The 25298-nt window shown below is 60.7% G+C and carries 15 protein-coding genes and 2 pseudogenes; 5 read left to right on the top strand and 12 right to left on the bottom strand.

The genetic code is table 11. From position 1 onward, the window contains the following. Positions 1-66 precede the first annotated feature (66 nt). From BWP39_RS32175 to BWP39_RS27555, 3 genes are all read left to right on the top strand, one after another. Entirely contained in the window at positions 67-603 is a 537-nt protein-coding gene (locus tag BWP39_RS32175) for a PAAR domain-containing protein (protein ID WP_207557138.1), read from the top strand. A 3-nt stretch (positions 604-606) separates the two neighbouring features. Beyond that, positions 607-1215 carry a T6SS effector amidase Tae4 family protein gene (locus BWP39_RS27560; protein ID WP_096725392.1) on the top strand — a complete coding sequence of 203 codons (609 nt, stop codon included), beginning with the start codon at positions 607-609 and terminating at the stop codon, positions 1213-1215. A gap of 674 nt (positions 1216-1889) precedes the next feature. Further along, the gene (locus BWP39_RS27555; RefSeq protein WP_096725391.1) at positions 1890-2294 is read left to right on the top strand and encodes a transposase; all 405 of its coding nucleotides are present in this window, start codon (positions 1890-1892) and stop codon (positions 2292-2294) included. Between the two features lie 48 nt (positions 2295-2342). Here BWP39_RS27555 and BWP39_RS27550 read toward each other — a convergent pair whose 3' ends face one another. Continuing rightward, entirely contained in the window at positions 2343-3743 is a 1401-nt protein-coding gene (locus BWP39_RS27550; RefSeq protein WP_096725390.1) for a sigma-54 dependent transcriptional regulator, read from the bottom strand. Positions 3744-4289: 546 nt separating this feature from the next. Continuing rightward, positions 4290-4976, bottom strand: coding sequence for a response regulator transcription factor (locus BWP39_RS27540; protein WP_096725388.1), 687 nt, complete (start codon positions 4974-4976; stop codon positions 4290-4292). 768 nt (positions 4977-5744) lie between these two features. Here BWP39_RS27540 and BWP39_RS27535 point away from each other — a divergent pair. Continuing rightward, positions 5745-6257: an OmpA family protein gene (locus BWP39_RS27535; RefSeq protein ID WP_207557137.1), complete on the top strand. Its 513-nt coding sequence runs from the start codon at positions 5745-5747 to the stop codon at positions 6255-6257. A 64-nt stretch (positions 6258-6321) separates the two neighbouring features. Here the strand turns inward: BWP39_RS27535 and BWP39_RS27530 are convergent, their stop codons facing one another. The 10 genes and pseudogenes from BWP39_RS27530 to BWP39_RS32700 form a co-directional block, all read right to left on the bottom strand. Further along, on the bottom strand, positions 6322-7638 hold the full coding sequence (locus BWP39_RS27530) for a glycosyltransferase family protein (RefSeq protein WP_096725386.1): 1317 nt from the start codon (positions 7636-7638) through the stop codon (positions 6322-6324). Next, on the bottom strand, positions 7635-8330 hold the full coding sequence (locus tag BWP39_RS27525; RefSeq protein ID WP_096725385.1) for a hypothetical protein: 696 nt from the start codon (positions 8328-8330) through the stop codon (positions 7635-7637). The genes BWP39_RS27530 and BWP39_RS27525 overlap by 4 nt, the downstream gene beginning before the upstream one ends. A 130-nt stretch (positions 8331-8460) precedes the next feature. After that, entirely contained in the window at positions 8461-10287 is a 1827-nt protein-coding gene (locus BWP39_RS27520; protein WP_096726211.1) for a tetratricopeptide repeat protein, read from the bottom strand. 87 nt (positions 10288-10374) lie between these two features. Then, complete coding sequence (locus tag BWP39_RS27515) at positions 10375-11502, bottom strand: DUF2827 domain-containing protein (RefSeq protein WP_096725384.1); 1128 nt, start codon at positions 11500-11502, stop codon at positions 10375-10377. Then, on the bottom strand, positions 11499-11975 hold the full coding sequence (locus BWP39_RS27510; protein WP_096725383.1) for a DUF4019 domain-containing protein: 477 nt from the start codon (positions 11973-11975) through the stop codon (positions 11499-11501). Before BWP39_RS27510 ends, BWP39_RS27515 begins: the two co-directional genes overlap by 4 nt. A gap of 52 nt (positions 11976-12027) precedes the next feature. Next, positions 12028-12588 carry a hypothetical protein gene (locus BWP39_RS27505; RefSeq protein WP_133116952.1) on the bottom strand — a complete coding sequence of 187 codons (561 nt, stop codon included), beginning with the start codon at positions 12586-12588 and terminating at the stop codon, positions 12028-12030. Continuing rightward, complete coding sequence (locus BWP39_RS27500; RefSeq protein ID WP_096725381.1) at positions 12585-13742, bottom strand: DUF2827 domain-containing protein; 1158 nt, start codon at positions 13740-13742, stop codon at positions 12585-12587. The genes BWP39_RS27505 and BWP39_RS27500 overlap by 4 nt, the downstream gene beginning before the upstream one ends. After that, the gene (locus BWP39_RS27495; protein ID WP_096725380.1) at positions 13739-14905 is read right to left on the bottom strand and encodes a DUF2827 domain-containing protein; all 1167 of its coding nucleotides are present in this window, start codon (positions 14903-14905) and stop codon (positions 13739-13741) included. Before BWP39_RS27495 ends, BWP39_RS27500 begins: the two co-directional genes overlap by 4 nt. A gap of 105 nt (positions 14906-15010) precedes the next feature. Further along, positions 15011-22645, bottom strand: a pseudogene (locus tag BWP39_RS32655) (YadA-like family protein); the annotation flags it as partial. A 30-nt stretch (positions 22646-22675) separates the two neighbouring features. Further along, positions 22676-23725: pseudogene (locus BWP39_RS32700) on the bottom strand (ESPR-type extended signal peptide-containing protein); the annotation flags it as partial. Positions 23726-24423: 698 nt separating this feature from the next. Between BWP39_RS32700 and BWP39_RS27460 the strand changes: the two are divergent. Continuing rightward, positions 24424-25293: an EAL domain-containing protein gene (locus tag BWP39_RS27460; protein WP_096725377.1), complete on the top strand. Its 870-nt coding sequence runs from the start codon at positions 24424-24426 to the stop codon at positions 25291-25293. Positions 25294-25298: the final 5 nt, after the last annotated feature.

Below are 25298 nucleotides of genomic sequence, written 5' to 3'. Positions count from 1 at the left end.
GAGATGCTAGCGTGATGGGGAAGCAGGGGCACAGCTCCCTCGATAGCTCATCTGTTAGAGGTTTCAATGGATCGTCTTGTTGTAAAGGGTGACCGCACATCGACGGGCGGTTGGGTCATCGGTGCGAGTTCGATGATGTTCGACGGGAGTAAGCAAGTCGCGACAAAGGGCGATCATGCGACCTGTGGCAAGTGCAAAGGTTCTTTCCCGATTCACGGCACGGCTAACACGTGGCTTGACGGTGGGACGCCGATGGTCAAAGACCGTGACCGTGTTCTGTGCCCATGCGGGCACAACTGTGTGCTTGCCAGTTCGGCGACCACGTCCTTCATCGGCGACAGGGCTGGCTCTGCGCAATCGGGCACTTCGATGTGGGAAAGAAAACAGGGTCGCGACGAACAGGGCTACGACGAACAGATTCGCACCGTTGCTCCGGGTGCTACGGTTGAGGGCTACCCATACTTTATCGAAACTCCCGACGGGCAAACATTTTTCGGACAGTTGGACTCGGGCGGATTGCTACCCCGCATTTTCACTGAAGGAACCGACGAATTCTCCATTTATTGGGGCGATGAAGCCCTTGCGAAGCAGGATGGAGCCTGAAAAATGCCGAACAAAAAGACAATCGTCAGAACCAACTCGACGCCAAATTCCATTAAAGAAGTGTCGTTAAAGGCCGTTACCTTCGCGGAACTGTGGGCCGCATATCCTCACTCTGACCCATGTATCGATCCTTCGACCGGAAAGCCCGCCTTCGAGGACCAATGCGCCATTCGCCTCGGCACCTGCCTTGCAGGAACGGGGATTACTAACAAGTCGTTCAAGGGAGAAAAGTGTTGGTTTCACGGGCATCCACCGAGCCATGTGCTTCGAGCAAAGGAGATGGTGGTTTGGTTTCAGCGTCGCCCCTTCGTTGGTTGCCCGTCGCCACGGATCATTACTGGCACCGGATGGCAAGATAGCGTGAAGGGTAAAACGGGAGTCATTTTCTTTGGGAGCTACTGGAGGCGCAATCTCAAAGAGAAAGATCCGTCGGGGGATCATATCGACTTGTGGAACGTTGATCGACTAACGCCAAGTTCGGAGACAACTCTCCGCTTTACGTTCGGCATAGACAAAGTGTGGAATCCACTATCGGTCTTCGGCGTTGGTCCAGAGAACCTTTACTCCAATCTTGGGGATTCTAAGTTAATTTTGTTTTGGGAAATCGCGTGAGAACCGCGTTTATTGTTACCGCGTTGTTCATTGCAGGTGCCATGGTAGGTGGATTTTCAGGGCTTTATATTGCCTTGCCACATCCAGCCGTTGAGTGCGGTGATGCGTGTGGGACGCGTGCGCTAGTAAGTGCTCTGCGTTGCGGCTTCATTGTCGGTTTTCTGCTTGCGGTCGCTGGGGTCGCAGTCATAAAAATACGCCGCGCCAGGCACAGGTGACTCATCCAATGGACAATGCACGCTTCGAACGACTTCGGATTGAGCGTCGCGAACTCCAGCCGCCACACCCGAGAGGATCGCGCACAACGCCGCCATCAGCATCTCTGTCAGGTCATGGGCGGCGTGCGACCGTGTGGCTCTCGCAGATCACCGAACCCTTCTTCAATACTCACTACATCTTCGTTCATCGTTTCGCCACCAAAAAGACAAAGGTAAGCGTCTCTTCCATCTGGTTGGCGATTCGCTTCCCTAAGTCCTTGAATGCCAACCGCCCTTCAGGCGAAGACCCCAGTGACCCACCGCGCATTTGTCAATCGTTAACAGTTGCCCGCAGGCATTCGCGGTAGCCTAGACCCGCATGTCGTGCGCTTCATCGTGAGCATCCGCACTCAATTCTTTTGAACTCACGCCGCCGGTTCGGAGCGCGTTTTTCCGTCTGCCTTTTACAGCCTGCGAATGTCGTCGAATCCACTACCACTGAGCCCTACGCTGCCCGAACAGCCGTTCCGCGAACTCACGGAAGACGAGTGGTTGCGCGTCGCGCCCCTGCTGCCGGAAATGAAAACGAGCGGCCCGCGTCGCGGCCGTCCGCATGCGGATATCCGGCAGGTCGTCAACGGTATCTTCTGGGTGCTTCATCATCGCAAGCCGTGGAGCGCGATGCCTAACACCTACCCCGTACATCAAACCTGCCATCGCCATTTTCAGCGCTGGCACGAGAACGGTGTGCTGTCGGTCATCGCCACTGAACTGTTCGGTTCCGACGCAATCTGCGCCGACTACGGATCGCGCAGCCGCAGGATGGTCGTTCAGCCGAGGCCCCTGCAAACGCTCACCGTAGACTGGCCGGTCCGCCGCTAGACCTCCGCTCGCTGCATTCTTCTGCACTTTCCCTCACGCTGCCAACGGTCAACGCGCGTCGCGCGACGATCTAAAGTCTGCGGCGCTCATCCCTCGCGCGCGCAGCAATCGCGTTAGCGTGACGCGTGAAATCCTCAGATCGATTGCGGCCTTGCTCAGGCTGCCGCGATTTCTCAGCAATGCCATCTGGATCACGTCGCGATCCGCTTCTTCCCGCGCTTCAGCAAGCGACACCGTACTGCGATCCGCATAGTCACCTAGATCGAGATCGTCCGCCGTGATGAAGGGCCGGTCCGACATGACGATCGCGCGCCGCACCCGGTTAATCAACTCGCGAACATTGCCGGGCCATGGGTAGGTATAGAGCGCGGCAATCGCGTCCGGCGCGAATCCGCGCACCATGCGCTGTGAATCCGAACGGTAGCGATCAAGCATGCGCCGCGCGAGCAGCTCGATATCGGTACCTCGCGCGCGCAGCGGTGGTTCATCGATACGCAGCACACACAAACGGTGAAACAGATCAGCGCGGAAGCGACCGCTCTCGATAGCAGCCGGCATATCGATGTGTGTCGCCGCGATGATCCGCACGTCGATATCGTGCAACTGATTCCCTCCGACCCGCTCGAGCTTCTTTTCCTGCAGAAAACGCAACAGGCTCGCCTGGCTTTCGAACGGCAGATCGCCGATCTCGTCGAGAAACAGCGTGCCGCCCGTAGCCGCTTCGACGCGGCCAATCTTGCGCTGGTTCGCACCGGTGAACGCACCGCGCTCGTAGCCGAATAGCTCCGACTGCAGCAGATGCGGCGGAATCGCTCCGCAATTGATCGCGACAAACGGCCGGTTGCGACGCGCCGAACGTTCGTGAATCTCGCGCGCAGTCAGCTCCTTTCCGGTACCGGATTCACCCGAGATAAAAACCGGCGCATCGGTCCTCGCGACCTTACGGATCGAGCGAAACAGCGCGACCATCGCTTCGCATGAACCGATCATGCTGCCTTCCGCATGCACCTGATGACCGCCCTTGAGCCCCGCGCGCAGCAGCAGGTTGCCGTCGATATCACGCTCGTGCATACGCGACTCGAGCATATCGAACGCATAGGCAATGGAGAGTGTTAACTGTGCCGGCGAAGCGGGCATTGAAAGAACATCGAAGCAATGATCGACTGCAAGGTGACGCACCGGCGGATCTTCGAGCTGGCCCGGAGCGACGAGGCCGACCGCTCCGACGTTCGGCAACGCGAGCAACCGTTCAAGCGCCGCATGAGCATCGTTGTCGAAGCCGTGCGTAAAGTCGACGACAACGCACGTCAGGACATTCGCGTCCAGCGTGCGTCGTAGCTCGTGGGTTGGCAGCGCGGTGGCGATCGACCACGCCTGACACTCGAGGTCGCGCACCCATCCGGACGGCTGCCCGGCTGTGAGGACCAGGGTGTGTCTCGTGGTTTGCATTTATAGTGCTTGTGCCGAGTACGACCGCTCGAGGTTTGCCCTGCGGTCCCGGACTCCCGGCAGCGCGCGGCAAGGCGCTGTTGGGTCCACTGTCTCGCGGCCCGTCGTGGGACCGGTCGATCACTTCGATCAGGACATTATTTAATTACCTGGTTTGGCACAACTCAATTTGCCTCGTTTTGACAATAGTTAAAGGTCTGCCACGGGTGCCCAGGCTAGACTCGACTCCACGCTGTGCGCTGCCACGTCACCCTGACGTCGATCTAGCGCGCACACGGCGACTGATCTGACGGGTGCCTATGAAAAAGCATGCGCGGTTTAAGACAGCGTCACAGCGCAGCGAGCGCCGCGCAGAGACCACCCTGTATGCGGGCAGGCGCATGTCGGCATCGGCATCGGCGCTGGACCGGCAAGTGCAGGAACATTCGCCGAACAGCGAGACCGAACGGATCAGCGCATCGCCATCAGGGGGCGCACGTGTGCGCCTCTGGGACGAATGATCCGGACATACTCAGCAACGGCACGGAAGCGATGCGTCTGCGCGACCTACTCACCGACGGCTTCGAGACGGTAACCGTATCCATAGATCGTCGTGATCCTGAATCCGGCATCCGGTTGGAACTGCAGCTTTTTTCTCAATACGGAAATATGTGTGTCGACGGTTCTCGACTCGAACCGCGCATCCGACTTCCACACCACCTCGAGCAAATGGTCACGCGACACCGGCTGGTTCATATGCTGGAACAGCATCAATGCGAGATCACGCTCCTTGCGAGTCAACGGCAGCACGTTGTCGTTCATCGTGACCGTGCCACCACCGTGGAACGTGTAAGGGCCGAACGAAACGGCATCGGCAACGGACGCGGGTATGTGTTTGCGACGCAGCAGCGATTCGATACGCGCCGCCAGCACGCTCGGCGATACCGGCTTGACCACGCAGTCGTCCGCGCCGCCGTTGAAGATGGACACGATGTCGGTATCGCGGCGCCGGTTGGTCAGAAACAGCACCAGGACACCGGGCGGTAGATGTTTGCGAACCCAGCTCAGTACCTCGCCACCCGAAATATCGGGCAGATTCCATTCGAGTACCAGGAGATCGAGCGATTGCCGCTGGAGGTGCTTGATCAGCGTGCGGCCCTCGGTAAACTGGTGGCATACATGGCCCGCGCTTTCCAGAACGCGGCTGATCATATCGAGGATCTGGATGTCGTTATCAAGAATACAAACTCTCATGCTGATACCGGTCCTGGTAGCTGGCCTGCTGTAGTAATACTCATGGACTGCTGCGCCGCGCGACAAAAGCGGCGATGCCTCGCCGTTTGTGACGCTCCCCGTAAGACACCACGATCGCGATTCTTTTATTCGATGAGAGTTGCCGGGCGATCGAGAAACTGTGCCGAGCCTACGCGGTGCAACTACTTTACTAGAGGTATTCTCCTGGAAGCCCCAAACAAAAACTGTCAAACAATGAAAAATCCGGGGTTTATTTGACCGGGTATTGGCACATCACCGGAAGCCACTCTCCGTTCAATCCAGCTCGAATCACGTACCGTAAATTCCGGAATCACACCTGAATCAGGTCCGGGCAACCGGTTTTCACCGGTCGTGAGTAGCGGATTTATGCGGGATGCACCAATCTGGCATTACCGGAGAACCAGGCAGCCCGGCAGGCACGATATAAGCCTGCATTTGATCTGACATTTCTTGGCAAACCGGAGAAATGCACTAAGCTATAGTCGACATCGGTCAAGCGGCTGTGCCGCTTTCTAATGGGCAACAGTGCGCGCCGGGTCCGGCAATGACCAGCCGCCAGTCGAACTTCATTATTCAAACACCAACATGAAAAAGATCGCCCTTTGCTGGTTCGTTCTCGCTGCCGCCCTCACGGGTTGCACAGCCTCGTCCGGACCGACGTTCACCGCTTATTCAATCGATATGCCGGGACATCCGAAGGCTTATCGGGTCGAATGCGGCGGTATCTTCGAAAACTCGAATAACTGCATGAAAACCGCACAGCATATTTGCGGCGATCAACCCGTGCAGGTCATTCAGTCGATCGACGCGCTACGCACCGACGGCTCCGCCGCCAACCCGCGCACCCTCACGTTCCAGTGCGGTGCGCCGGAAGTGGCAGCCGCTCCGCCGGCGCCCGTGCCCGTTCCGGCCGCCGCGCCGCAGACCCTCGAACTGAGCGGCGAAGCGAACTTCGTGACCGACCGTGCCGACCTCACGCCGGCCGCGACCGCGAAGCTCGATGAACTGATCGCGGCCAGCAAGGACGCGACGTTCGCCAACGTGACGGTGAGCGGCTATACCGATTCGACCGGCTCGCGTGCGCATAACGAGGGGCTCTCCCGTCGTCGCGCCGAGAGCGTGCTCGGTTATCTGAAGGGGCACGGTTTGAAATCGGCTGCGTTCGAAGCGCATGGCTTCGGTCCGGATAATCCGGTCGCATCGAATGCCACGCGGGAAGGACGCGCGAAGAACCGTCGCGTGACCGTTACCGCACGCTGATCGTTGAGCTGACTGACTGTTTGTCTCGCCGCGCACCTTGACCGGTGCGCGGCGTTTTGCTGCGCTAGTCGAGTAACGCGTCGTCGTGCGCCATCAGCAACGCACGCATTTCCGTCCACATCCCGTAGTAGTGAACGATGAAGCTGTCGGGTCGACGCAGCATCCACGGTGTATTGAAGACCGTCGTATCCAGCACGGTGCCTTCTTCCAGCAGACCTGCGCGCGTCATCGCTTCGATGAAGTACATCTGATCGCCATTGCTCGCATACACCGACGACCGGTCGACGAGCCCCGTTATCTCCTGCATCAGATCGCGCAGCATCGCATCGTTGGGTTCCGTGCGACGAAAACCCATCACCCCCGAATTGAACGCCCACTGTCCGACATCGCGCGCGAGTACCCAGTCCTGCCCGCCCAGCAGGCTTTCTAGCGGCCGGTCCAGATCCGCGATCAGCACATCGGAATCGATCCAGAACACCCACTCGTGATGCTGCATATAAGCATGCAGCAGCCACGGCTTGAACCAGTTGCCGCTGGCGTTCAGACCGATCTCCTTCGGGATGTCACGATGAACGTACAGCGTGTAGCCGTGCGCTTCGCAATAGCGGCGCAGATTGCGCTCCGCGATCCGGCCGTACATGTCGATGTTCGACGTATAGAGCATGGTCAGCGCGATACGCGAGCCTGGACCCGGGCCGTAAGTGCTGCGCTCGTCGGCTGCGGGCGTCGGATACATGGAAAAGTCGAACAGCGGTAGCCCCGACGCGAGGTGCCGGTTCACGTGACTCGCCAGCACATCGCGAAACCGCGGTGTCACACCCTTGTTCTCGGGAATGTCCGGCGCGTCGTCGATACTGATCGCGAAAGTGGGAACGCGGTTCCATGCCGGATCGTAGTTATAGCCCGCGCCCATCACCGGACAGATCCGGTCGATCAGGGCCAGGTGGGGGAGCGTCTCGAGACCCGCGAACAGCGCAGCCTCCGATGCCAGCGGTTCACCGCCCAGGCGCGCCCGCGCGACGACCTGCTCGAGCGCCGCGCGTGCAGCCGGCGTATTGCGCCAGATCTGCACGTCGACCTGTGGCAACGCGTGGCCACCGGCGCGAACGAGCAGCCAGTCACGCGCTTCGATAAGACGTTCGAGCGGCACCGACTCGATGATCAGCGCATCCTCGCTCAACAGCAGCACGCATTCGTTTTCGGCGGCGTGTCGCAGCGTATCCAGCAGCCACTCGTACTTGTAGAAAAAACACAGCGGCACGCGGCCGGTGATCTGCGTCGCGTCGTTGTACGTGTGGCGATATCCGAGCCGCCGCGCGTACTCGCGATGATTCTCGACGCTGGCCGCCGCGGGCTGCCGGAAGTGGCTCAATACGATCATGACGCCGGTCCCGCCTGCGCATTGCGTTGCCGCAGCCGCTCGCGAATCACGTCGATGTCCCATAGCCCGAGACAGCGATCAAACTGCGGCACCGTGACATTGTCCGGGCCGTAAATGATGCTTTCGTTGCTGCCTTCAATCAGCAAGGCACGAGGGGCAGGCAAATCGTACGGTGCCATCTCGAGATTGATCGGCGTCCACTGGCCCGTCTCGATGTTTCCGTTACGCGGGTAGGTGCGGCAGGTGAAGGTGGTTGTCAGCAGATAGCGCGCGCGGCTCTTCGCGAACGTCTCGAACGCGCGAAACACGTCCGCGTGAGAAAAGTGGAACAGGCAGTCGCGACAGAAGATCAGGTCGCAGTCCGGCAGCGAATCGCTAAGCAGGTCCAGATGCAGGAAGCGCCGATGTGCCGAACCGTAAGTTGCCTCGTTTGCCCTGATCAGATCGGGGACGATGTCCGCGCCGATATAGTCGATCCCGTCGAGGTCGACGTGGCGCATCCAGTTGAAATCCCCACAGGGCACATCGATCATCGTTCTCACGAAGAAGCGCCGCAGGAATCCCGGCAGTTCGCGAATGATCTGTTCGGTGTTGCGCAGCTCCGATCCCCAACCGGACACGCTGCCGGCAGAGGGCCAGCTCTGCTCGCGGTAGATCTTGAGAAAGACATCGGACGTGTTGTCTGAGGACATGAGTCAGCTCTTCAGTCGAGATTCGAGATTAAGGGCGCTTCGCATCGCTGTGAGCGAATGGTAAGACGGCGCGCGGGTCTTGCACAGGGGTACGGTGGGTACGGTGCGCCGCATACCCCATCGGCTGGCGTCAGCTTGAGTGCTGCTGCCTCGCATGCTGTTCCGCACGTTCCCGCAACGCTGTCTGTAGCGCGTCAAGCACCGGCGACCAGTCCCCATACGCAGACTGTCTGAACAGCCTCAAGCTGCTATACCACGGGCTATCGCTACGCTCGAGCATCCACACCCAATGCGGATTGACGTCGACCAGCAGCCACGTCGGCACACCAAGCGCGCCGCCCAGATGCACGACCGACGTGCATACGGTGATCACCAGATCGAGGCTGCTCATCAGCGCGGCGGTATCGTCGAACGACGCAAGCTCCGGCGTCGGATCGTTCACCGGCAAGCCGGCTTCGCGCATCCGGACAACACTGTCGCGGTCGTCAACCTGAAGGCTGTAAAACTCGACTCCCGCCACACCGGCGAACGTCTGCGCATATTTCATGGGATCGATCGAACGCAGCGGATTGCGCTGATGTCCGCGGCTACCGCTCCACACCAGGCCGACACGCAGCTTCTCCGGGCCGCCGAGCTTGCCGCGCCACCGCGCAACCTTGCCCGCATCCGCGAGCAGATAACCTTCTGGCACAGGCAGCGTCTCTGGAGTCATGCCGAGCATCAGCGGCAGGCTGCCGATCGGTACATGAAAGTCGAACGTGGCCAGGTTGCCCGTGTTGTGCGCGACCGGTTCGATTCCATAGCGCGCAAGACTGCGCTGAAACAAGGGCAGCACCCCGGCAAAGCAGTTGTAGGCCAGCTTGCCGCCTGCCGCTCTCACGCGTTCTGCGATCAATGGAACGAAGCGCACGAACTGGAACGCATCGCCAAAGCCCTGCTCACCCCACACGAACAAGGTCTTGCCCGCGAGATCCTCGCCCTGCCAGCGGTGCTCCGGCCGGAACACCGGCACTTTGGCCAGTTCGCCCGAGCCTTGCCAGCGCGCCTCATGATTGATGAGACCGTTCGCGTAGTCGCCGCGAACCAGTTGCAGCATGGCGACCGTCCATTGCACCCGCGGATTGTTCGGCGCGAGTTGTGCGAGGTGGACCGCCGTCGCCAACGCGTCATCCCAGCGCTGCAGTTCCTTGAGCGCGCTGATCCGGCCACCGAGCGCCTCGTTGTAGGAAGGTGCGAGCACGCACGCGCGATCGGCGGCGATCAATGCGTTCTCGGGCTGGCGCAGCGCCAGGTAAGCGCTCGACAGGTTGACCCATGCGAGCGAATTCTCCGGCTCGCCGCGGATGACATCCATCGCGAGCCGTCGCGCCGTCTGCGCGTCCTTCATCTGGTTGTATAACGCAGCGAGATTGCTACGCAGCATCGGCAGATCGGCATCGATCTGCATTGCGCGGCTGTAGGCATCGAAGGCGGCGTTCAACTGGCCGTCGCGCTGATTCACCAGGCCTAAAGTGAACCACGGTGCCGCGCGGCTACCGTCCCGCTCGCACCACGCCGCCGCGATATCGCGCCCTTCCTGATTGCGTCCAGCTTGCGCGAGCAGTTCCATCCATTCGGCGGGCCAGTCGTGGTCGCCGCGGTCGCCGTATTCGCTTCGCGTCGTTTGCTGGGTTTGCCAGGCGCGCGCGAACCATTCGGTGGCCGGCCCGACGTGCCCCTGCGTCCGCGTCGTACGCGCCATCTCGACGAGAGCCGGCACGAAGCCGGGCACGGTCACAAGCGCACGATCGAGCGTCGTCGTCGCTTCGCCGTAACGACCGCACAGGCGCATCACGCGGGCAGCCAGCGTCAGCGCGCCGGCATCGTCCGGCTGCGCGCTGCGCCAGTGTGCAATTTCGTGTGCGGCGTCCACCAGATCGCCCGCTTCGATGAGCCCCGCAATGCGCCCAAACAACATGATCGAATCCACCCGTCGAAGTGCTGCCCGAAGTTACTTCTCGCTACCGCTGTTCCACCGATGCGGCAGCCACATCAAACCCATGTCCTAACGAACCGGCTTGCGAACGAGATCGTCGAGCAGCGCGCTGTACGTCGCGACCAGCTGCGCATTGTCCGGCAGAAAACGGCCGATCATCGTGCGCTGCCGTTCGCGATACCAGGACGCGTGCGCGTCGTGCTGGTCGAGTGCGCTCAGCACCTGCTGCGCGCCTTTCGCCGCATCGTTGCCCGGGTAGTAGTAGCCGAGCTCCGGACACAGCGACGCGTTATGCACGAGCGCATAACCCTGCCAGCACACTTCCAGATAAATGTAGTTGAGCGGATTTTCCAGCTGATGCGAAACGACGATATCGGTATTGCGCGACAGGAATTCCGGCGTGTCGTGCCGCCCGAGAAAAACCGCCTTGTGGTTTCTGACGATATCGAGCTGGTTCATCAGCGCGATGAACTCGTGGCTCTCACGAGCGATCTGTTCGGCGTTGGTGACCTGCAGTATCGCGATGCTGTCGGGCCGCTCGCGATAGACCAGCTCGGCGATCAGCGCGGGATACAGGCAGAACTTGACGACATTGTGGTTCGGCTCGATCACCGAGAGCCGCTTCGGACCGCCGACCGGCCGGTACCGGCCGCTCTCCGGCAAGTCCTTGCTGCGCTCGTCGACGAACATCGGGCTCCAGATGAATGGCGCAACACGCGCGGGCAAACGCCGCAACACCTCGAAGTACGACCGGCTGATGTTGTCGACCTGCGGAATCATCCAGATGTCGTCATAGCGCTGGTTGACGAACAGGTTCTCGCCCCACAGCGGCCGACGAAACAGCACCGATTCCATCGCATGCACGTATTCGAAACCGCAGCAGTACGACACCAGCCGCACGCCACGCTGCTTCAGGTACTCCGTTTGCGCTGCGTCGATCTGACCGCCGAGTTCGATCAGGACATCGAGCGTGTCTTTCGCATCGTCGAAGGTCCGGGTCGGCCAGCGCGTCTGGTCCCACGGCAGCTTGTCGGTAATCGCGATCTGCGTCGTATTGACGAGTACCGTCGCAGCAACGTTCGGACAGTGCCGCAACGCCTCGGCGAGAAACACCGCGTTCTGCTTGATCCCGTTATTCCACAGCGTTTCCGCCTCGTGATGCAGGCCGATCGTGATGCCAACGCGCAATCCGTTCATGGTTTCGGAGCGACCTGCTGGACAGTCGGATTGCGCTCCTGAGTGCCGCGCGCGTTATAGCCGACCAGGCGCCACTGACCATCGGGTTCCAGCCGGAAGCTGACCAGCTCGAATACGGTCTTGCCATCGGTGGTGTGCGATGCGTAGTCGACGTTTGCGTACAGGCCGTCGGGGACGTCATGACTGTTCGTATATTGCAGCCGCGTGACGGACGCCCAACCGCGCGAAGTGACGGCACCATACGACTGCCGCTGCTGCTGCAACTGCGTGATGAACTGCGATCTTTCGAACTTCGTCTTGACGAACGGCGCGGCGTTGTCCCACAGCGCGCCACCGTGCGACGCATCGATCTGCTGCAACACGGCGTCCGCATCGTGCAGCAGTTCATCGGCCGAGGTGCCTGCGGCCATCGCGCCCGCTGCAAAAGACATCAGCAACGTGGTGGCTGCCAGCTTCGTGAACCTGTGTTTCATTTGCTTTCTCCTCGTTTGCATTCATCCCGCGAGACGCGGGTCATGGCCGTGATCAGTGGGCGCTTGCCGCTTTCGAAAACGCCACGTAGCGGCGAATCACCAGACAGCCCGGCGGCGAGTCGATCAGCGACACCGACGAGCCCGGGTCCTTGCCGTCGGTGTAGACGGTCATCTGGCTGAGCAGCGGTGTCGCGCGGTAGCCATGCAACTCCTGGCTCGCGATAGTCTTGCACGCGACCGGCGCCGCCGAAATCCGCTCGGCCAGCACCGAACACGAGCCGTCGGTTTCCGGTACGGCGGTGATCGACATCGCCGCCGCGTTCGAGCCGTAGTCGAGCCCGATCAGCGAAAACACCGGGCTGGTGTTCACGCGCTTGTGGTCCCAGTCGAGCAACAGGTCGTTGCTGGCCGTGCCCTGCACACCGAGCGTCGATAGCGAGGTCAGTTGCGGACGGCATTGCTTGATACCGACATTGTTGACGGCGGCGGCCATCGAATTCATCGGGCCGGACGGGGTCGGTGCGCTCAGCACGCTCTGCGCGGACGCAGTGGGCGCAAACATCGTCATCGACGCAGCACAACACACGGCAAGACGGGAAAGAACGGAGATCATGGCTGACGGTTCACGTAGAGTGCATCGATTGCATCGGCATACGCGCGCACGTTGACTTCGTTTTCCGGATCGAGCCGGTGCAGGTAGGTCTTCGCTGTCTGCCGGTACGCGTCGAGATTCGCATCGTGTTCCGCGAACGCACGGCGTAGCGCAGCGCCACCTTCTTCACAATCGAAATCGTGATAGCGATACCCGCAATCGCCGAGCAGGTGCGAATTGTGGATCAACGGATAGCCGCCGTAGAGCGCTTCGTAATAGACATAGTTCTGCGCGTTCTCCCAATGATGCGAAACCACGACATCGACATTGGCGGACACGATCTGCACGAACGGGAAACGCCCCTCGAATGATGAAATGCCGTGCTGCACGATGTTCAGGCTGTGCGCAAAGCCGTTGAAGGTCACATGGTCCTTCAGGTGGAACGTGTTGTACGCCCAGACGCGCTCGAGCATGTCGGGGTCGGCGCGATGCGCCACCTCGCAGCACAGCATCGGGATAAAGCCCGTTTTGACCATGCAGATGTTCGGCTCGAAGATCCCGGCGCGCCAGCGCCGACGACCGGGCTGATAACCGAAGCGCGTGCCAGCCGGCAGCGCCGCAACCTCGCGCTCGAGCACAACGGGGCTCCACAGATGCGGCACGATGCGTACCTCGGCGCGCATCGCGCTGCGATAGTACGGGGCCGCCGTTTTCTCGTACTGCGGCAGCGTCCAGATCTCATCGTACGGCGCGCCGGAAATGAGCAGCCCGTGCGGCTTGTCGAATACCATCCGCTCGGCGTCGATCACGTAGTCGTTGCCGACGCGCATCGTCGCGACCTTGCCGCCGCGCGCGCGAAACGCGACGATCCATTCGCTGCCGAGCTGCGCGCTCATCTCGACCATCAGATCGAGCGTTTCCATCGCCGTGTTCATATCGATCACGGGTGCCGGCGAATCGCCGAGAAAATTGCGAGCATCCTCAGTGCTGCCGTCGCCGCCGGCGACCAGAAACACCTTGTCGATGCGCGGCACACGCGTCAGCAGTTGCACGAGAAACAGGCAGTTCTGGAAGATGCCGTTTTCCCACAGCGACTGCGTGCCCTTGCGCACATGGATCGTCACACCGACGTTGAGACGGCCCGTGCCTTTCTGAAGAGATGTGGGTGTAGTCATGTTCGCTGCTGCCCGTCGACGAAGTCCGTATCGCGGCACAGATCCAGCAAACGGTCCGCGTAACCCTGCAGGTTATGCGCGGCGAATGGATCGACTGCATCGAACACGCGCTGTGATGCGCTGTGATAGTCGGTGAGGCCTGCGTCGTGATGGGCTAACGCGTGCCGCAGCTGCGCGCCGCCTTGCATCGCATCGAATTCCGGGTAGTAGTAGCCCGCTCCGAATGACTTCAGCCATTCGGAGTTGTGTATGAGCGGATAGTCGCCGCTCAGCGCGTCGAGATAGCTGTAGTTCTGGTCGTTCGTCCATTGATGCGAAACGACCGCGTCCGCGTGTTGCACCATGAAGCCAACGATGTCGTGCCGGCCATGGAACGTGGATTTGTGCTCGCGCACGAGATCGAGTGAGTTGGCGAGGTGCAGCATGGTGGGGTGATTGGCCATGTGCAGCGTATTGAGCACATGCATGGCTTCGATGCTCGAACGATCGGCACGATACGCTTCGTCGCAGGCAAGCATGGAGATCGCCGAAGTTTTCGCCACCGAGATGTTCGGTTCGAAAATGGCGACGCTCAAACCCTTGTGCGCACCGCCCGCCGTGCTCTTTGCACGCGCCGCTTCCCAGCCGAAGCGATAGCCTTGCGTTTCCACTTCGGCAATACGTTGCCGGACAAACTGCGGATGCCAGAGGTACGGCACGGTATGCACAGGGCAGCGATGCAGCGTGCGCTGAAAACTGGCGAATAGCCGGTACTCGGGCAGCGACCAGATTTCGTCGCAGCGGTCGGTACGGGAAAAATGACTGGGTTTTTCGAATACGGCGGGTTCCGCCAGGCCGGCAAACGGATGGCCGCAGCAGTAATAGACCACTTTCTTGCCGCGCGCGCGCATCAGGGCGACCCACTGGGTGTCGAGCGCACCGGCCATTTCGATGATCACGTCGACCTGGTCGCTGGCCTCGCGTTGCGACATCACCGTGAGGCCTAGCGTTGCCGTGTCGACCTGTTCCGGCATCACGCCCTGGTCGCCGACGTCGATCAGCGTGACGCCGCGCACGAACGGCAACCGCTGGAACAGCCGGGCCAGAAAGATGATGTTCTGGCCCAGCCCGTTCTGCCAGATATTCTGGCCCTGATGGCTGATAACGGAGATTCCGATGCGCATGTTGCCGTAAAGCAGAAGTGGAGCGGACCGCTGTCAGTGACAGCGGTCCGCCTGGAGGTACGGCAATAATAGCGTCAGAGCTGCGCCGACGCTACATCTGCGGGCTTACCACGAGTATCCAACGCCTGCGTTGAACATCATGCGTTCGCCGCTTACCGTGCTCACGCCGAACTTGACGATCGTGTTCTGCGTGACCCGTGCACTGCCGCCCACCGCGAGCGCCGTGTAGCCGCCGTAGTTGCCCAGACCCGCGCCGAGCATAAAGGTCTTGCCCGGCTCGACCTGCGGCAGCCCCGCCAGCGCGCCGGCCATTGCCACGCCCGAGTACGCATACTTCGCGACCGTGTTGACGTTGCTCTGCACGCTCTGCAACTGTTGCATATTCACGGCATCGGTCGGATTGACACCCGCTGCGACGTTCGTGATCGTGCGTTCGTTGCCCGGCGAGCCCACCGATACCGAGTTCGACTCGCTTGCCACCGAACCGGCACCGATCGCCACCGAGTTCGCTCCGCTTGCCACTGCGTTCGAACCGATCGCGGTCGATTGCGTCCCGGTTGCCTGCGACTGGAAGCCTACCGCCGACGAACCCTGACCCTGCGCAGTGGCCCGGAAGCCGATCGCCGTGGTGTTCGTGTCCTGTGCAAGCGACTGCGAACCCATTGCCGTGGCACCGTTGGCCACCGTTGTGACGGTCGCGCCGTTCACGCCAGCGACCGTGCCGGCTTGCGCACAGGTGCCGACTGCCGTCGTATCCGCGCCGTTAGCCGAACCGCAGCTCGCGGCATTCACCGTCGACGTCGACGTGTTGTCGAACGAGCGGCCTTGCGTCGTCCTCGTGCCGGTGCCGCTGCCGTTGCCGCTAGAGCCGCCCGCGCCGATCGTGGAGATCGTCGTGGAGAGGCCCGTCGACAGTGACGTGCTCAGGCTGCCAGTGGAAGTCGACAGGCTGGTCAGGTTGCTGTTGGTCGTGGAGAGACCCGTCGACAGTGACGAGATCTGACCGAGCGACGCGCTGAGCTGGCTGGCGACGGTGAACAGCTGGCTGCCGTTGATTGCGTCGGTACTGCTCGACGTGACCTGGCCTGCTGCGACGTTGGTGATCTGGCGTTCGAACCCTGGTGAGCCGACGCTCACCACGCCTATCGGCGAAGCACCGGCGAACGTTCCGAGTTGCAGCGAGCCGATCGTTGCGGTCGGTGTTGCTACCGAGGTGCTCGTGACCGACTTCCAACCCAGAGCGACCGAATTGTCATTCAACGCTGTGGCACCGTTGCCGAGCGCTACCGAGCTGGTGCCCGTGGCGGTCGCGCCGTTGCCCAACGCCACGCTGCCGGAACCTGACGCGAGCGCGTTCGTGCCAGCTGCCATCGCGTTGATGCCGGTCGCGCCGTCGTTGTTGTAGTTGCCCTGCTGTACGCCGTTGTCGTTGACGCTGTAGTAGTGCGTACGCGTCGCCGAGACTACCGTGGACAGGCTCGATACGCCGCTACCGGAGGTGCTCAGGGTAGTCGACAGACTCGAGAGACCGGTCGACAGGCTGGTCACGTTGCTGTTGGTCGTGCTCAAACCAGTCGACAGCGAGGTGAGGCCCGTCGAGGTTGCGGTGGACAGACTCGTCAGGTTGCTGTTGGTCGAACTTAAGCCCGTCGACAGCGACGTGAAGCCGGTCGAGGTCGACGTGGACAGTGAGTTCACGCCAGTCGACAGTGAGCCGATGCCGGAAGACGTGGAGCTCGACAGGCTGGTTACGTTGCTGTTGGTCGTGCTCAGGCCGGTTGACAGGCTGGTGATGCCAGTTGAGGTCGATGTGGACAACGAGTTCACGCCGGTCGACAGTGAGCTGATGCCGGTGGATGTCGAACTCGACAGGCTTGTTACGTTGCTGTTGGTCGTGCTCAGGCCGGTCGACAGGCTGGTGACGCCGGTCGACAGTGAACTGATACCGGTGGACGTCGAACTCGACAGGCTGGTTACGTTGCTATTTGTCGTGCTCAGGCCGGTCGACAGGCTGGTGATGCCGGTCGACGTCGACGTGGACAACGAATTGATACCTGTGGACGTGGAGCTCGACAGGCTTGTTACGTTGCTGTTCGTCGTGCTCAAGCCAGTCGACAGGCTGGTGATGCCAGTTGAAGTCGAAGTGGACAGAGAGTTCACGCCGGTCGACAGCGAGCTGATGCCGGTCGAAGTGGACGTAGACAGCGAATTCACACCAGTCGACAGTGAGCTGATGCCCGTGGACGTTGAGCTCGACAGACTTGTTACGTTGCTGTTCGTCGTGCTCAGACCAGTCGACAGGCTGTTAATGCCGGTCGAAGTCGATGTGGACAGCGACGAGATGCCCGTCGATGTCGATGTAGACAACGAATCCACACCCGTCGACAGCGAGCTGATGCCCGTGGACGTTGAGCTCGACAGGCTCGTTACGTTGCTGTTCGTTGTGCTCAGGCCAGTCGACAGGCTGCTGATGCCAGTCGAAGTCGACGTGGACAGCGAGTTCACGCCGGTCGACAGCGAGCTGATACCCGTGGACGTGGAGTTCGAGAGGCTCGTTACGTTGCTGTTCGTCGTGCTCAGGCCAGTCGACAGACTCGTAATGCCAGTCGACGTCGACGTGGACAACGAATTCACACCGGTCGACAACGAGCTGATGCCGGTCGAAGTGGACGTAGACAGCGAATTCACGCCCGTTGACAGCGAGCTGATGCCCGTGGACGTCGAACTCGACAGGCTTGTTACGTTGCTGTTAGTCGTGCTCAGGCCAGTCGACAGACTGCTGATGCCAGTCGAGGTCGATGTGGACAGCGAGTTCACGCCGGTCGACAGCGAGCTAATGCCCGTAGACGTCGAGCTCGACAGGCTCGTTACGTTGCTGTTAGTCGTGCTCAGTCCCGTCGACAGGCTGCTGATACCGGTCGAAGTCGATGTGGACAGCGAGTTCACGCCGGTCGACAGCGAGCTGATGCCCGTAGACGTCGAGCTCGACAGGCTCGTTACGTTGCTGTTAGTCGTGCTCAGGCCAGTCGACAGACTGCTGATGCCAGTCGAAGTCGACGTGGACAACGAATTCACACCGGTCGACAGCGAGCTGATGCCCGTAGACGTCGAACTCGACAGGCTCGTTACGTTGCTGTTGGTCGTGCTCAGACCCGTCGAGAGACTGCTGATGCCAGTCGAAGTCGATGTGGACAGCGAGTTCACGCCGGTCGACAGCGAGCTGATGCCCGTAGACGTCGAGCTCGACAGGCTCGTTACGTTGCTGTTAGTCGTGCTCAGGCCAGTCGACAGACTGCTGATGCCAGTCGAAGTCGACGTGGACAACGAATTCACACCGGTCGACAGCGAGCTGATGCCCGTAGACGTCGAACTCGACAGGCTCGTTACGTTGCTGTTGGTCGTGCTCAGACCCGTCGAGAGACTGCTGATGCCAGTCGAAGTCGATGTGGACAGCGAGTTCACGCCGGTCGACAGCGAGCTGATGCCCGTAGACGTCGAGCTCGACAGGCTCGTTACGTTGCTGTTAGTCGTGCTCAGGCCAGTCGACAGACTGCTGATGCCAGTCGAAGTCGACGTGGACAACGAATTCACACCGGTCGACAGCGAGCTGATGCCCGTAGACGTCGAACTCGACAGGCTCGTTACGTTGCTGTTGGTCGTGCTCAGACCCGTCGAGAGACTGCTGATGCCAGTCGAAGTCGATGTGGACAGCGAGTTCACACCGGTCGACAGCGAGCTGATGCCCGTGGACGTGGAGCTCGACAGGCTCGTTACGTTGCTGTTCGTTGTGCTCAGGCCCGTCGAGAGACTGCTGATTCCGGTCGAAGTCGACGTGGACAGCGAATTCACACCCGTCGACAGCGAACTGATACCCGTGGACGTGGAACTCGACAGGCTCGTGACGTTGCTGTTGGTCGTGCTCAGTCCCGTCGAGAGACTGCTGATGCCAGTCGAAGTCGATGTGGACAGCGAGTTCACACCGGTCGACAGCGAACTGATGCCCGTGGACGTCGAACTCGACAGGCTCGTCACGTTGCTGTTGGTCGTGCTCAGGCCAGTCGACAGACTGCTGATGCCGGTCGAGGTCGATGTGGACAGCGAATTCACGCCGGTCGACAGCGAACTGATGCCCGTGGACGTCGAACTCGACAGGCTCGTCACGTTGCTGTTGGTCGTGCTCAGGCCAGTCGACAGGCTGCTGATGCCAGTCGACGTCGACGTCGACAGCGAATTCACACCGGTCGACAGCGAACTGATGCCCGTAGACGTCGAGCTCGAAAGGCTCGTCACGTTGCTGTTGGTCGTGCTCAGACCAGTCGACAGGCTGCTGATGCCAGTCGACGTCGACGTCGACAGCGAATTCACACCGGTCGACAGCGAGCTGATGCCCGTAGACGTCGAGCTCGAAAGGCTCGTCACGTTGCTGTTGGTCGTGCTCAGACCCGTCGAGAGACTGCTGATGCCAGTCGAAGTCGATGTGGACAGCGAGTTCACACCCGTCGACAGTGAGCTAATGCCCGTAGACGTCGAGCTCGACAGGCTCGTTACGTTGCTGTTAGTCGTGCTCAGACCCGTCGAGAGACTGCTGATACCAGTCGAAGTCGACGTGGACAACGAATTCACACCCGTCGACAGTGAGCTGATACCCGTGGACGTCGAGCTCGACAGGCTCGTTACGTTGCTGTTAGTCGTGCTCAGGCCAGTCGACAGGCTGCTGATGCCGGTCGAAGTCGATGTGGACAGCGAGTTCACACCGGTCGACAGCGAGCTGATGCCCGTTGACGTTGACGTTGAGAGTGAGGCAATACCAGTCGAGGTAGATGAGGACAGCGAACCCACACCCGTTGACAGCGAGCTGACAGCGGTAGACGTGGAACTCGACAGGCTGGTCACGTTGCTATTAGTCGTGCTCAGGCCCGTCGACAACGAAGTGATCCCCGTCGAAGTCGATGTCGACAGACTCGTCACATTGCTGTTCGTCGTGCTCAGACCCGTCGACAGCGAAGTGATCCCCGTCGAAGCCGATGTCGACAGACTCGTCACATTGCTGTTCGTCGTGCTCAGACCCGTCGACAGCGAAGTGATCCCCGTCGAAGCCGATGTCGACAGACTCGTCACATTACTGTTCGTCGTGCTCAGACCGGTCGACAGCGAAGTGATCCCTGTCGAAGCCGAGCTCGACAGACTCGTCACATTGCTGTTCGTCGTGCTCAGACCCGTCGACAGCGAAGTGATCCCCGTCGAAGCCGATGTCGACAGACTCGTCACATTGCTGTTCGTCGTACTCAGCCCGGTCGACAACGAAGTGATCCCCGTCGAAGCCGATGTCGACAGACTCGTCACATTACTGTTGGTCGTGCTCAGGCCAGTGGACAGCGAAGTGATCCCCGTCGAAGCCGATGTCGACAGACTCGTCACATTGCTGTTCGTCGTGCTCAGACCCGTCGACAGCGAAGTGATCCCCGTGGAAGCCGATGTCGACAGACTCGTCACATTACTGTTCGTCGTGCTCAGACCCGTCGACAGCGAAGTGATCCCTGTCGAAGCCGAAGTCGACAAGCTCGAAATGCTGCTCGTCGTCGTGCTCATGCCGGTGCTCAGTTGCGACACCGTCACTGCATCCTGAGGCGCAGAACCGTCGGCTACATTGGTAATCCGGCGCAACGCCGTCGAATTGCCAACCGACACTTCCGACAGCGGCGCTGCCTGCTGGGTCAGAAAGCCCGTGCCCGTCGGCGCAGTTGCACTCGTGGTGCTGCCCGCGCCCAGCGCCACGCTGCCCGCGCTGCTGACCACCGCGCCGTTGCCGATGGCGACGCCATTGGACGACGACGCACTCGCATTCGGGCCCAACGCCATCGCGTTCACCCCGGTCGCGCCGTTGTTGTTGTAGTTGCCCTGTTGTACGCCGTTGTCGTTGACGCTGTAGTAATGCGTGCGCGTGGCCGATACCACGGTGGACAGGCTCGACACGTTGCTGCCCGTCGTGCTCAGGCCCGTAGACAGTGACGTGATGCCCGTCGAGGTCGACGTAGACAGCGAACCCAGACCAGTCGACAGCGAGCCGATACCGCTCGAGGTCGAAGTCGAGAGACTGCTAATACCGCTGCCGGTCGTGCTCAGGCCAGTCGACAGGCTGCTGACGTTGCTATTGGTCGTGCTCAACCCGGTCGACAGGCTGGTGATACCCGTCGAGGCGGACGTCGACAGCGAGCCGATACCCGTGGACGTAGAGCTCGACAGGCTCGTTACATTGCTGTTGGTCGTACTCAAGCCAGTCGACAGGCTGGTGATGCCGGTCGAAGTCGACGTGGACAGCGACGCGATGCCGGTCGAAGCGGACGTCGACAGCGAGTTGATGCCCGTGGACGTGGAGCTCGACAGGCTCGTTACATTGCTGTTGGTCGTGCTCAAGCCGGTCGACAGACTCGTAATGCCAGTCGACGTCGATGTGGACAACGACGCGATGCCGGTCGAGGCGGACGTCGACAGCGAGTTGATGCCCGTGGACGTGGAACTCGACAGGCTCGTTACATTGCTGTTGGTCGTGCTCAGCCCAGTCGACAGGCTGGTGATGCCGGTCGAAGCGGACGTCGACAACGAACCAATGCCCGTGGACGTAGAACTCGACAGGCTCGTTACATTACTGTTGGTCGTGCTCAAGCCAGTCGACAGGCTGGTGATGCCGGTCGAAGCGGACGTCGACAACGAACCAATGCCCGTGGACGTAGAACTCGACAGGCTCGTTACATTGCTGTTGGTCGTGCTCAGTCCGGTCGACAGACTGGTGATGCCGGTCGAAGCGGACGTCGACAACGAACCAATGCCCGTGGACGTAGAACTCGACAGGCTCGTTACATTGCTGTTGGTCGTGCTCAGTCCGGTCGACAGACTGGTGATGCCGGTCGAAGCGGACGTCGACAACGAACCAATGCCCGTGGACGTAGAACTCGACAGGCTCGTTACATTGCTGTTGGTCGTGCTCAGTCCGGTCGACAGACTGGTGATGCCGGTCGAAGCCGACGTCGACAACGAACCAATGCCCGTGGACGTCGAGCTCGACAGGCTCGTTACATTGCTGTTGGTCGTGCTCAGCCCAGTCGACAGGCTGGTGATGCCCGTCGACAGACTCGCCACGCCGGCGCCTGCCGTGCTCAACCCCGTCGACAACGAGCTGATGCCCGACGACGTAGAGCTCGACAGGCTCGTCACATTGGCGTTGGTCGTGCTCAGACCGGTGGACAGGCTCGTCTCACGACTCACCGCGGTGCTAAGTCCCGTCGACGTCGAGCTCGACAGACTCGTTACATTGCTGTTGGTCGTGCTCAGACCGGTGGACAATGAATTCACACCAGTCGACAACGAAGTGATCCCCGTCGAAGCCGACGTCGACAAGCTCGAAATGCTGCTCGTCGTCGTGCTCATGCCGGTGCTCAACTGCGATACCGTCACCGCATCCTGCGGCGCGGCACCGTCGGCCACATTGGTAATCCGGCGCAACGCCGTCGAACTGCCCACCGACACTTCCGACAGCGGCGCTGCCTGTCCCGTCAGGTAACCGGTGCCTGTCGGCGGAGCCGCGCCGGTGACGCTGTTGGCCCCAAGCGCCACGCTGTTCGTGTAGGCCGCAGTAGCCGAGGTACCCAACGCCAGCGCATTCGTCCCCGCGGCGTTCGCGTTAACGCCAAGCGCCGTAGCCTGGAAATTGGACGCCGTCGCGCCAACGCCGAACGCAGCCGCGCTGCTGCCGCTCGCAATCGAAAAGGTTCCAACAGCAATCCCAGCGTTCCCAGACGCCGTCGCAGCCGGCCCCACAGCAATCGAGCTCCCGCCGGTTGCGGACGACATTGCGCCAAGCGCGGTGGCAGAATTTCCCGTGGCCGTTGAGTTAACGCCGAACGCCGCAGCATTCGCACTACTGGCGGTGCTCGCTGCCCCAACCGCGGTAGCAAAAGCCGACGAGGCCTTTGCGTTAGCGCCGAACGCCGAAGCGTTCGAAGCACTGGCGGTGCCACTAGCTATCCCATTACCAGCCACGCTCCCCGACCCAACCGCAGTGGCAAAATTCGACGAAGCAGTGGAACTAGTGCCAAGGGCTACCGTTTGCGCATTCGAGCCGACAGCGTTTTGCCCGATCGCTACAGCACTCGATCCCGTCGTCGTCGCCGATGTGCCAAACGCAAGTGAGTCCGTCCCGTTCGCCGTAGACGAAACGCCGAGCGCGACCGCGTCCACCGCACTCGACGTCGCCCCCACGCCAACGGCAAGCCCGTTCGTCGCCGCCAGCACCACGCTCGAGGAACGACCAATCGAAATACCCTGCGCACCAAGCGCCGCCGCGCCGCCAGTACCCGAGCTATTGCCGCCGCCAATTGCAATCGCGCTCGAGCCCGACGCCGTCGTATCGTTGCCAATCGCCGTTGCACCGGTGCCAGTCGCCTTCGAGCCCGAACCCATCCCGATTGCGCTGGCCGCGCTCGCCGTGCTGTTCTGGCCGAAAGCCTGCGAGTAGTTACCGCTCGCTGTTGCGTTGGCGCCGATGGCAATCGAGGTGGTGCCGGACGCCGTCGTCGCGCTCGATGGAAACGCGCCACTGGAGCCGCCGATCGCGATGGCCGACGAACCCGTCGCCGTGCCGCCACCAGGCGCGTACTGCGCCAGGGCGAGGTTGCTGTGAATCCCCGCGCCCGCTACCACCAGCGCCGCAATCGCCTTCGCTACCGCCGATTTACTCGGTTTGCCGCGCGCAGACGCCAGCTCCGAAGCCGCAACCCAGGCACCCAGAGCTTCATTCCAGATAGATCTATATGTTTTATTCATTTCGAATCCCCTCTCCGGTAGCGCCTGTGTGCGGCAGCAGAATTTTCAAACGCCTGATGGAAATCAATCTCTCGACAAATACAAAGCGCTGCGCACTCAGATTTAAGTGAGCGGATTGTATCTTCGTGTATTTTTTTCAATTGTCAAATAATGAAAGATCGTCATGTGCGAAACGTAAAGAAATGTCAAATTTACATATTACACATCCGAGGAGCCCCTTTTTACCTGGCAGAGCGGGCGGTCACACGGTTTTGTATTTGTCTGGACAATAAACCAACTTCGAGCGCCGAGGATTTTAAATTAAATGTTCACCAATAAAATTCTTAACATTATTCACGCAGAATAAAATATTTCTTCAACGAGAAATTCTCCGAAACCGAACGTCGAAAATGTTCCGTTTAGTTCACGTAACCCCGCAGGAAACCGGGGTTAACAACAGGAATTTGTCGGCTACCGGACGGTCGGTAATCCGACGCGCCCGGTAATATCGCTGCGTTTGACCTTTCTTAACGGTTGGATCCGCCAAACGGCGCTATCTTGTTATTTGGTCGGGCGAATCGCGCGTCACACGCCCCCGTGCACCAGGCGGCAACCGCTTCAAACACTCATTAGATCGACCGTCGTCGGCCGTGCCCGTCTCGACAGGCTGCAGCCTTGCAAAGGGCGCGGCCTTTTCCGTTCATCTGTGGAGCGCAAAGATGTCCGACCGCAGCGGGCCCCCAGAGGAATGCAACGTGAAGAACATCGGTAGTGGATTGAGCGCGCCACACAGTCGCGCGATGGATACCGGCGAAACGTCCCGACAAGGCGACCATGCGCTCGCCGCGCGGGTGCGCAGAGGTCTGCACGACGGCGAGTTCCGCGTCGCCTTCCAGCCGATCATCCATGCGCAGACGTCCCGGCTGTCCAGTATCGAATGTCTGCTGCGCTGGCAGCATCCCGATTACGGTCTGCTGCTGCCCGGCAGCTTCGTCCAGGCGTTCGAAGACGCACGCGCCGCGCGCGAAGCGAGCTACTTCGTCCTCGAATCGGCCTGCGAGCAACTGCGCACGATGCAGCGCGAAGGTCATCCGTTGCCGCGCGTGTCGATCAACATCCAGCCGTCGCAACTCGCCGACGACGAACTGGTCACGACGATTCGCGAAACGACGCAGCGCTATGGCATCGACCCGTCGCACCTGGAACTCGAACTCGTCGAAACCGCCGATGCCTCGAAGCTGCTCGCCATCAGCGAGATCACCGACTCGCTGCGGCAACTCGGCGTACGCATCGCGATCGACGGTTTCGGATCGGGCTACGCATCGCTCGCCATCCTGAGCACCACGCAGATCGATACGATCAAGCTCGCACGCGAATTCATGGTCAGGGTACCGGGCTCGCACCGGGCCTGCACCGTGATGTCGTGCGTACTCGACATGCTCGATAAACTCGCGGTCACGGTTGTCATCGAGGGTGTGGAAACCGAGGCGCAATTACGCTGGTTGAGCCGGCGTGCCGAAGTCTATGCACAGGGCTATCACATCGCGCGGCCACAGACGAAGTTCGCCGCGGCCATCGCGCTCGGTTGATTGCG

Origin of the sequence: Paraburkholderia acidicola, from assembly GCF_002362315.1 — a bacterium.
GTDB lineage: Bacteria > Pseudomonadota > Gammaproteobacteria > Burkholderiales > Burkholderiaceae > Paraburkholderia > Paraburkholderia acidicola.
Note: the sequence above shows the minus strand (reverse complement) of the source record. Positions and strands in the feature narration are given on the sequence as shown.

Bases quoted from the DNA above. Each gene is read 5' to 3' on its own strand.
- BWP39_RS27530 (WP_096725386.1), bottom strand. From the start codon at position 7,638: ATGATCGTATTGAGCCACTTCCGGCAGCCCGCGGCGGCCAGCGTCGAG.
- BWP39_RS27535 (WP_207557137.1), top strand. From the start codon at position 5,745: ATGAAAACCGCACAGCATATTTGCGGCGATCAACCCGTGCAGGTCATT.
- BWP39_RS27540 (WP_096725388.1), bottom strand. From the start codon at position 4,976: ATGAGAGTTTGTATTCTTGATAACGACATCCAGATCCTCGATATGATC.
- BWP39_RS27555 (WP_096725391.1), top strand. From the start codon at position 1,890: ATGTCGTCGAATCCACTACCACTGAGCCCTACGCTGCCCGAACAGCCG.
- BWP39_RS27460 (WP_096725377.1), top strand. From the start codon at position 24,424: ATGTCCGACCGCAGCGGGCCCCCAGAGGAATGCAACGTGAAGAACATC.
- BWP39_RS27520 (WP_096726211.1), bottom strand. From the start codon at position 10,287: ATGTTGTTTGGGCGCATTGCGGGGCTCATCGAAGCGGGCGATCTGGTG.
- BWP39_RS27505 (WP_133116952.1), bottom strand. From the start codon at position 12,588: ATGATCTCCGTTCTTTCCCGTCTTGCCGTGTGTTGTGCTGCGTCGATG.
- BWP39_RS27495 (WP_096725380.1), bottom strand. From the start codon at position 14,905: ATGCGCATCGGAATCTCCGTTATCAGCCATCAGGGCCAGAATATCTGG.
- BWP39_RS27510 (WP_096725383.1), bottom strand. From the start codon at position 11,975: ATGAAACACAGGTTCACGAAGCTGGCAGCCACCACGTTGCTGATGTCT.
- BWP39_RS27500 (WP_096725381.1), bottom strand. From the start codon at position 13,742: ATGACTACACCCACATCTCTTCAGAAAGGCACGGGCCGTCTCAACGTC.
- BWP39_RS27525 (WP_096725385.1), bottom strand. From the start codon at position 8,330: ATGTCCTCAGACAACACGTCCGATGTCTTTCTCAAGATCTACCGCGAG.
- BWP39_RS27560 (WP_096725392.1), top strand. From the start codon at position 607: ATGCCGAACAAAAAGACAATCGTCAGAACCAACTCGACGCCAAATTCC.
- BWP39_RS27550 (WP_096725390.1), bottom strand. From the start codon at position 3,743: ATGCAAACCACGAGACACACCCTGGTCCTCACAGCCGGGCAGCCGTCC.
- BWP39_RS27515 (WP_096725384.1), bottom strand. From the start codon at position 11,502: ATGAACGGATTGCGCGTTGGCATCACGATCGGCCTGCATCACGAGGCG.
- BWP39_RS32175 (WP_207557138.1), top strand. From the start codon at position 67: ATGGATCGTCTTGTTGTAAAGGGTGACCGCACATCGACGGGCGGTTGG.